The sequence below is a fragment of the Microbulbifer okhotskensis genome, assembly GCF_023895975.1.
Lineage (GTDB): Bacteria > Pseudomonadota > Gammaproteobacteria > Pseudomonadales > Cellvibrionaceae > Microbulbifer > Microbulbifer okhotskensis.
The window spans coordinates 1-8453 of the sequence record NZ_JALBWM010000142.1 but is presented as its reverse complement, the minus strand read 5'-3'; the positions used below and the strand labels follow the sequence as shown (position 1 = coordinate 8453).

The following is an 8453-nucleotide window of genomic DNA, read 5'->3' as shown; positions in this document are numbered from 1 at the left end:
ATTTTGTCTAAAAAACACTCTATGCTTCAAAAAAGATGGCTATTTTAGGTCTATTTTGTTCGTTTTTACACCGATTTATATGGGACAGCCCTGGGGCCGATCCATGTGTCGGCATTTCGGACTGATTTTGACAGGACTCCACCATCCCGCAACCGATACGGCTTATTAGCCCCCAACGGTGATCACCCGGCAGTCACGCTAGCCTATTCGCTGGTAATTGTAGAGAGGTTTTTTACTGGGCTTGATCAGGAGTTAGAATCGGCAGGAGTGGGCTTGAGTATATTCTTGATAGCGCTACCTCCTCTATTTTGATAGCAAGATCCACAGCTTTCCGCTCATCTCAAGTGAGGGCGGAAAGCTGTAGCTGTAGCTATAGCTGTAGCTCAAGATTGTCACAGATGCTGAGTGAGGATTGATAATTTCCTGCAAGGTTTAGTGTATTTACCAGCCTGCTTTTGGCTGCAGGCGCCATCTAAGATCAAACCCCTCCAGTAAGCTCTTGCACCAATCCAAAAAATTGACTAATGAGTTCGCTAGCGGTATTCCATAGTTCACGGCAAGAGAAATCTGATCGTATCAATAGGATTGAGCGGTGTCCCCGTCAGAGGCAGGCTCCCCAACCCTCTAAGTTAGCAGCGGTGATCATAGGGCAAAAAGTGAGCTTGTATCTGCCCGCCATTTTACAGTGTTAAGCGATTCACTAAATTTCCATCAGCTTCGATGAGGTATCTCGGAAACCGAACTAACTTATCATTGCCCACATCGCAGTCCTGTAAGGCCCTTTCTGAGCAGAGCCCAGAATCCCCTATCGTTCTGTACTATCTCCGAGCTTACCGTTTAGCATGACCTACAGGCAAAGCATCAAGAAACCAAATGATTCTGTGTTTCGGATCTCCGAGCAAATACTTAACAAACACCATTGAGTGACCTGCATTACAACACCATCCAAATGCGCTTGAAATACATGCCACTATTGAGAAGTAGGGGCAGCTTATCACCCACCCCCTACAAAGATTAACTTTCCCCCTTTACTCAATGATGACTGTGAGGGATACCCGGATCTTCTTTTACCGGCACCCTGACATCAACAACACCGGCATTCTCAAAACTCAATGTTAAGTCTATCTGTTCTCCTATTTTTAGCGCTTCCCCAACTTCAAGCAGCATGATATGAAGACCTCTAGGTTCAAACGCCAAGGTGCCATTTGCGTCGATGCTAGGTGCTTCCACTGGTCGCATCACTGCCATTCCATCATCGATATAAGATTCATGAACTTCTGTGGAATCGGCTATCGGAGAACTAATACTAATTAACCGATCTGCATTATCTGATGTATTTACGATGGTCATATATGCCGCTGAGTTTTCGACACCGGGAGGAAGATACCGAACCCAAGCATCTTCAATTTCGATATAAGAACCATGCTCAATATCTTTTGGGCTATGAATCTGTTCTTTACTCAGTCCTTCAGCAACCAATGTTTTGGTTGCCGATATCAGCTTATCCAATTCCGTTTCTGTCTTATAATGGCCACGCAGCTGGCCTTGCTGATCTATAAGGAAAACGGAGACAGTATGGCCAAAAATATATTGATCCGGAGTGCTCATTTCACGTTTTTTGAATGAACTATGGTATTTCATAGCCACTGATTTGATATCGTCAAGTGAGCCAGTCAGCCCTATGAATGATGGATCAAAATAGGCTAGATATTTTTTTAATACGCTTGGTGTATCACGCTCTGGATCAATCGAAATAAGAATATTCTGAAGCTTATTACTTTGATCTCCCAGCTGGTTCATCACATATTTCAACTGATTCATTGTCACCGGACAAATATCGGGACAACTGGTGAATCCAAACGACATGATTACCACTTTGCCTCGATAATCAGATAGGTGAGTCTCAGAACCGTGCTGGTTAATTAAAGTGAAATCCCCACCGAAGTTGAGAACCGGTAGTTGGGCTGCACAAAGTCCACTGGGTATATAAATAGAGATAGCTATCACCACCAACAGGTTTGCCAGCTGTTTTCGAGCAGTAAAAGGGTTATTTTCATTCACAATATTATCTCTAGAATGAGTTTCATTACTATTGCCTCTGAGTCCAACATTTCGGACCCTAGAATAACTATTCGATAACAGTCCATTGCCCCATCATACCTTCATCTTCGTGGGGCAGAATATGACAATGCAACATAAAGGGTGAGTCGGCATAGGAGTAATAGCTAAATTCTTTAATAATGTAGAGATACTCATCCTCACGAACTTGCACTACATCCTTCCAGCCAATTTCAGCAGGTGTTAAAGCGACCTCAGCCCCTTCACTTAAATCAGCATTCTTTACCACACGTTTAAGTACCTGGAAAGAGCCATCGTGAACATGGAAGGGATGCGCGAGTCTCAAGTCACTATTTGCCGATACTCTCCACACCTCTGTAGTGCCATACTGTGGTGACAGATTAATAACATCCATCTCCATTGCAGCATTTCGACCAGAATTATCATATTCAATGGCATTAGTATTTTGTAATGAAAAATTTCTTGGTGATGCCAAGTTGTAGACAGTTGCATCCTCAGCATTCAACTTTGCAATCGGGTTTTCTGGCCTTAAATCCAATGGAATATTGACGATTCGATTGGTGGTATCGATGCCTCCTACGCTGAATTGAAATATATCGTAATCCTGAGTATCCAGATTATCTTGATCGCCAGTTATATCAATATTTCTATCATCCACACCCTGGGATATCAGATCCAGTTCCGTGCCATAACTTCTAACCGTATAAGTATCGCCTTCGTTAGCATTGGTGAGGTCAAGCAGTATTTCATTACGCTCTCCGTTGTACATCAACAACCGTGTAACTTCATAAGGCGTATCGAGCAAACCGCCATCGGTGGCTATTTGATAGAACTTAACCTCTTCACCGTTTGAGTTTTCAATTCCCAGATTGTAGCTTCTAGCGGCTGCGCCGTTTAGAATTCTTAGCCGTACAACTTGTCGAGGGAAGGTAAACTCTGCTTTATAATGGCCATTGACAACCTGTGCAGCCCCCTTAAAGGCATCAACAATTGAGCCTACACTGCCATCGGGATCAAGTATGCAATCATCGGTATCAGACATGGTTTCTGAAACTGCATTCGAGCGAAGACTGATATCCCCTAAGCCTTTATCTTGAATAATAATGGGGAAATCATCAACACCGTACGTATTGGGTATATCCGGGTTTTGATCCGGATTTTTGACAACAATCATTCCCGCCAAACCGTTATAGACGTGCAACCCGGTAATCCCTTCTGCATGAGGGTGATACCAAAAACTGGCACTGTCGTTTTCCATGGGGATATCAACGGTCCAGGTAGTTGGATTGATATTACCCATATGATCGAGAGCATCAGGTGCGTAAGTTGAATTAATCATTTGGTGAGGGCCACCATCTTTCTCACCCAAAAGACTCAAACCATGCCAGTGCACAGTGGATTTCACACCCTCCCCTACGCCACTAAAAACACCATCGTGAAGATTATTTGTAACATGTATTCGATAGTTTTTCCCCTTCACCAACTTCAGCGTTGGTCCTAGTATTGCATTACTTTTCTCGCGGCCATCATTAATATTGAACCCCCATGTCGTACTGGGAAGGTGCGCACTGGTAAATCCTTTGCAAAAATCAGTACTTCCCACATCCATTGACAAATGCATCTCAATTAACTGGGTCACCGTCGTTTCATTACCGCTATTATCAACAAAATCCGTAGCCAAACCGACTTCAACGCCCTCGTAGAGTTCAGGCGCAGGTCCAAAGTTAATGGGCGCCCCGCCACCTGCTGTATCGTCCGCTTCGAACCTAACCACCACAATATAACTCTTGGTAGTTGTACCGGCAGAATCTGAAATCAAAATTTCATAGTGATTGTCACCCTCAATCACATCAAAGGTATTACTAGCTTCGTTAATAGCAACAGGAACACCGTTAATAGCGGCATTAAGGCTATCTTCCCCCACAAGAGTAAAGCTGACAACGCTGGCATCCAGGGTGGCAGTATAATCAGTAATTAGCGGATCAAAGCTTGGAATCAGCGAGGCACCTCCAATTGTCAGCCCTGCCAACTGAGGCGTACTGACAGAATTGTCATCCGGCTGGTTATTGGTGTCACCGCTCCCACCTCCACCTCCACCTCCACCTCCACCTCCACCTCCACCTCCACCTCCACCTCCACAGGAAGCAAGCAGGATAAAACAAAAAATATATATAGCGCTTTTAAAGTTAATCACTGAACATTCCAATCAATTTGGATGAAAACGATACGGTTAATAAATGACAATACCGTTTAATCGCATATACGGAATCCATTATCGAAGTTTCCAAGGTTCACCGCTATGGACCTCTTTGCTGACCGGCTGGACAAAACTCACGTAGATCCCCCCAAGCTCTTTAGGGAAGGAGACAACAAGCTTATTAATGTCTTCTCGACTACTCACTTTAAAGTCAAAAAAGAACCTTTGATAAAATCTGCGATCGCTAAAAGTATAGGGGGTACTGTCCACACCAGAAAAACTGGACTCAATAAACTGCCTTTTAGTCACTTCAAACATTTGATCTCGTGAAGGATACCGTCTGTTGAGCTTAACCGGAGCGCCCCCAACACTAACCTCCAAATGTTGATCAAATAATTTTGTCACAGCTTGATACAGTAAACCGTATTTTTCTGGTGAAAGCGTTGCTACAACCGGCAACTGATAGTCTTTTGACCGATGATTAAGTAACGCAATAAAGTCAAATTGAACTTGAAGTTCCACTAAATTATTTGGCCTTACCTCCACCTTTGCCGTGGTAGAGATAAGACCGTGACTCTGCGCCCCAAAAGATGTCAATGTAAACATTAACGTTAAGAATACAGCGCTGACTAACTTCATAAAATTTTCCTTCTGAATAGCCCTTGTACCAGCCATTAGTTAACCTACCTACCCAAAAGGAGTGAAACTCAGTGTCGTTTCATTAATAACTTTATTTGCGCAAAGTGTTTCAGTCTCATCGCTATCAGTGATATTTTTATTTGCTCGATACCTAAACTCAAAACAACTGGCATCAGCTTGATAATCATCATCACTTTCATCCAATATCCGCCAGAGAACTTCTGCAGTATCACCTTCGGTAAGGAATTCGTATGATTGCTTCACATAGAGTTCGGTGATGTTATACAGCTTGTCATTGAAATAGCCTGCATAATTCGCGATGACGCTAACATTGAGAGGTTCTCCCAAAGTCTGTCCGGCCCAGCCTGTTCTAGGCCCATTAGTCCATGACCAACCTAAGTTTTGACCCAAACCAAGATTTCCAGAGGCTTCAGGATTTCTTTCGCCCATAAAACAACCGATGGTATACGGAGAATTAAAGGAGGTGTAATAGACATAGCCCGATACTACGCCATCTTGATTTATATCATAGGCATTACATTCATTGAGCGGATTACTGCCGTCAATAACGTCGGCTGGACGGTAGTCAAGATGCTCGTAGAGGCCTGTACCGTAATTAGTGGTTGTGACTACGTTAGTATCTTGTGCATTTGGGTTGTTTTCGACCGTGCCTCCAGACTGCCCAAAGTATAACGGAATGCCATCCTTCATATAGGCGATAGGTTTACTCGGATCATGGGTGTCCATCAGGCAAATGGGGGGGCCGTGGAGGTGATAGCCATCACCATTAGGGGCATGACCATGACACTGATCTATAGACCCATAAACTATCATATCCACAGTAATGGGAGTGCCATCGTTAGGGCCACATGTCCAACTATCCGACTCGCTTTCTGAGCTGTTCTTACGGTAGGTGGACAGTATTTTTGTACCATCAACAGAGACACCAATGGATGGGGAATCCGAGCATGCCATATTGTTAGTAGCGGCATTCAGAAAAGAAGTTTCAATTGGAAATGAGCTGGTATCCGGTAGAGGTAACGGTATTCTGCCAATCCACTGAGTGATACCAACAAGGTTTGCCTGTTCCTGCAAGTCCGATCTTGCTCCTGTAGGAACATAGGAGGCAACGCCCATGAGATTTTCTTCTTCATTGCAACCTATGCCACTGTGCATATGAGCGTATTCATTAAAATGCGCCGTTTTCTCTTCACACGTAGAGGGCACTGCAATGGGCACGTGCAGATTATTGGCTAGCGATTCAGCATCCCAGCTTATTCTTCTGGTGGTTAAGGTCTGAGATGAAATCAACCCGGAACCAGCTTCAATCGCATTTAACACGTCTGCCTGTGTCGTATCCGAATTGAGTGCAAGCTCTGCGGTAAGTGCGTAGAGGCTAAACACATAGAGGGTCTCTGTCCCCGCACCTGTTGCACAGGGGCTGGAATATGGAACCCCTTCAGCATTGTTAATTGCTGCCGCCGTCATATCTCCATAAGCTGCCGTACCAATAGACAAACTTCCTTCTGGCAAGGTTGCTATCGAGGGGGAAATATTGAAAACAGTAAATTGTGGCGTAACACTGCCATCAGTATTGACTGTATGCATGGTCAGGGTTAGCGAGCCCGTATTATCAGGAATATCTGCCCATGATATTAGCGGTGAAGTACCACCTCCTGCGCCATCACAAGTGTAGCTGATCGGTAAGTTAAAATATAAGCCCTCCGTTTTTTTGAACGCTGCACTACTGATAAGCATATCAATGTAATCACTAGGCTCTTCACCGATGTCTGTTATTGAGACTACCAAATTTTGCGCATTAGATAACTCTTCATCTGAAACGCTCACCGTCAGCCAATAGACATTTTTGGATTCGTAGTCTGCCGGTGTAATGAGAGTGATCAGCCCCTCTGCTGAAATCTCAAAATATGCGGCATCAGCGCCACTGAGAGAAAAACTTAGAGAGTCACCCTCATCATCTGATGCTTTTACTGCAACAACCTCAGTGGTATTTTCAACCACATTGATCACTGAAGATAAATTCACCAACTTAGGGGCATTATTCACGAGCGTATCATTGTCAGAACTATCATCATCTAGACTATCTTCACCCACACTCGAATTACTGCCTGAACCACTACCACAGCTCGCCAGGGTCCAGTAAATTATCAACACAAAAAAATATCTTATTTTTACCACTTTATTTTTTCTCAGTTCAGAATGTAAAAAATTAATCGACAGAGACTTTAACTAAACTCAGCCCGGCCGCCCCCCAATCAATTCACCGGGGAATACGATGTGGCGCAAGCCGATTTGGAACTAATAACGCAGCAAAGGAACTTATAGTTTACATTTCTTTCCACTATTTTTGTGATGTTCCCCGCAAAAAAACACACGGCCAGATGTTGACAAAAACGCTACTAGGCTATTGATCACTTTATAGTCGACGTATAGGGCCCCATTGTTTGGCCATGTGTCTCAGCCCACAGCGGCTTTCCTGTATTGCAGTCTTCCTCTATACAGGTAAATCCACCCTTTCTTTTAAGCAAAAATGGCTTTAATAATAGTAATCGAGCTGGAATGATCAATATGCACCTAGCCAAACCCATTCTTTGATTTATTTGTGGCCCATTTCCGGAAAATCCGTATATATTCCCAACTGCTTTCATATGAGTTAGGTCCGCTGGCTTTTTGGGTGGGCCATTTTTTTAGTACTGGCACTTCGAGAGATACCTAGAGCAGCCTTTGCGGCCGATTAAAAGGCGGTGGTAGTATTCATGATTTCGCTTTTATGCCACTAAAATACAGTGCGTAATCTGGTAAACTATTGCCACATTCACCCGAGCATCACCACTCAGGACTTCCTTCAACTGTCAAATGAATTTATATTATTTCCTTGGCCTGAGGCCTTTTCCCGGGATACCAAGGTTTAATCAAAGTCACACCAAAATTTTTCTTTCAGGTAGTTTTGAGATCAGCATCAATCAAAGACGTTTCAAAAATCTTGCCTATATCCAGCTCTGCCAGGCAAAGACAATAGGTGCTGACAGCGAATTTAGTCGACCCAAGGCTATTGGTAAACCGACAAAATCGTCAACTATTAATTTCACTTTTGTATATAATTATTTTATGGATATTGGATATATCGGCAAATTGTGGAAGCCTCACCACTGTTGACAAGCATGGGGCTTCTACCATTCTGAATAACTTACACCTGGTCACATTACATCAGTGACGATTCAATATTTTATACTCTTTGTTGCCCTACTCTGAAGTAGCTGGAACTAGCTAAGGAAGAATCACTCACCACCTACGAACACAGCTCCCGGCATCATTTACCGGGTGCATCCTTTCTCGATGATGGCCTATAAATGACAGAGATCAAGGAGGGCTTGCTATCGCGCTCACTTTCCGCTGATCTCAATTAACATCAGACAACATTTGATCTGTTTTGATAGCAATAAATTAGATAGTCATTTCACTATCAATACTTCGGACAGTTTTAGGGGGCGAAATAGGTAGGAACCAAGGCCGGATA

4 protein-coding genes are annotated in these 8453 nt (G+C 43.6%); all 4 read right to left on the bottom strand.

All coding sequences use genetic code 11. From position 1 onward, the window contains the following. Nucleotides 1-1032 precede the first annotated feature (1032 nt). Nucleotides 1033-2061 (bottom strand): SCO family protein, encoded by a 1029-nt coding sequence (locus MO867_RS19360; protein ID WP_252472173.1) that lies wholly within the window; start codon nt 2059-2061, stop codon nt 1033-1035. 67 nt (nt 2062-2128) lie between these two features. Next, the gene (locus MO867_RS19355; protein WP_252472172.1) at nt 2129-4273 is read right to left on the bottom strand and encodes a multicopper oxidase domain-containing protein; all 2145 of its coding nucleotides are present in this window, start codon (nt 4271-4273) and stop codon (nt 2129-2131) included. Between the two features lie 78 nt (nt 4274-4351). Beyond that, complete coding sequence (locus MO867_RS19350; protein WP_252472171.1) at nt 4352-4915, bottom strand: hypothetical protein; 564 nt, start codon at nt 4913-4915, stop codon at nt 4352-4354. Between the two features lie 48 nt (nt 4916-4963). After that, on the bottom strand, nt 4964-7090 hold the full coding sequence (locus tag MO867_RS19345) for a YbhB/YbcL family Raf kinase inhibitor-like protein (protein WP_252472170.1): 2127 nt from the start codon (nt 7088-7090) through the stop codon (nt 4964-4966). Nucleotides 7091-8453: the final 1363 nt, after the last annotated feature.

Bases quoted from the DNA above. Each gene is read 5' to 3' on its own strand.
- MO867_RS19350 (WP_252472171.1), bottom strand. From the start codon at position 4,915: ATGAAGTTAGTCAGCGCTGTATTCTTAACGTTAATGTTTACATTGACA.